The sequence below is a fragment of the Streptomyces sp. NPDC005761 genome (assembly GCF_040630635.1).
GTDB lineage: Bacteria > Actinomycetota > Actinomycetes > Streptomycetales > Streptomycetaceae > Streptomyces.
On the sequence record NZ_JBEXXX010000109.1, the window covers coordinates 1 to 1,334 of the forward strand.

At 68.5% G+C, this 1,334-nt stretch carries 1 protein-coding gene; it reads left to right on the forward strand.

Going from position 1 to position 1,334, the window contains the following annotated elements; all coding sequences use genetic code 11:
* Window positions 1–232 precede the first annotated feature (232 nt).
* Window positions 233–1,318 carry an IS110 family transposase gene (locus ABZ434_RS36070; protein WP_359146342.1) on the forward strand — a complete coding sequence of 362 codons (1,086 nt, stop codon included), beginning with the start codon at window positions 233–235 and terminating at the stop codon, window positions 1,316–1,318.
* Window positions 1,319–1,334 lie beyond the last annotated feature (16 nt).

Consider the following 1,334-nt stretch of genomic DNA (forward strand, 5'->3'; position numbering starts at 1 on the left):
GACAGTGATGATGTGAGTGGTGGTTCTGCTGATGCGTCTGACTCGCCGACTGACTGACGTCTTCGACTGTCTTGTTTGGGATTTGTCGGTGCGTCAGCGGGGCCACCACGCACGCGGCCGGACGGGCGCTTGTGACTTCATAGGAGCTTGTCGCAGAAGCCCCGTCACTGTCTTGTCCGCCCGCCCGACCGGCGCGTGCCGCCCTCGGCTCGGACTATCGGCAAGGACGGACATGACCAGCATGACGCATGACGGCGCCCAGATCACCGGCGGAGTCGACACCCACGGCCTCACCCACCACGCGGCGGTGATTGACTCCATCGGCCGGCACCTTGCGGACCAGGAGTTTCCTGCCACGATCCGCGGTTACCGGGATCTGCTGGACTGGATGCGCGGTCACGGCACACCCGCCGCGGTCGGGGTCGAGGGCACCGGCGCCTACGGAGCCGAACTGGCCCGGGTACTCACCGCCGCCGGGCTCGTGGTGATCGACGTGGACCGGCCCGACCGCAAGACCCGACGGATGAAGGGGAAGTCCGACCCGATCGACGCCTACGCCGCCGCGACGGCAGTGCTGTCGGGCCGGGCCACGGGCACACCCAAGAGCCGGGACGGTGTGGTCGAGGCCGTCCGCGTCCTGCGGACCGCCCGCCGCAGCGCGGTCAAAGCCCGCACTCAGGCCATGAATCAGATCCGCGGACTGCTGGTCTCCGCTCCTGCAATGCTGCGCGAGCAGGTCACCGGCCTGGACCGGGTCGCGTTGATACGCACCCTGGCCCGGCTACGACTGGGCAACGACCTGTCCCGCCCGCTGGCCGCGACCCGGGCGTCGCTACGGCGCCTGGCCCGCCGCCACCAGGCCATGGACGAGGAGATCGCCGAGCTGGACGCCGAGATCGGTCCGCTGATCCGGCAGGCTGCCCCCGCGCTGCTGGAGATGTTCGGCGTCGGCTCCGAGACCGCCGGCCAGCTCCTGGCCTCGGCCGGGGACAACCCCGAGCGGATGCGGTCCGAAGCCGCGTTCGCGCACTTGGCCGGAGTCGCACCGATCCCGGCATCCTCCGGCCGCACCCACCGTCACCGCCTCAACCGAGGCGGTGACCGGGCAGCGAACAACGCCCTGCACACCATCGTGCTGGTCCGCATGCGTTACGACGAACGCACCCGCGCCTACGTCGAACGCCGCACCAAAGAAGGACTGTCGAAGAAGGACATCATGCGCTGCCTCAAGCGATTCGTCGCCCGCGAGGTCTACCGCGCTCTGACCGTCACACCAACAGAACAAGTCACCCAAAACGACCTTGCTCCTGCAGCTTGACGTCTATAGGAGCATC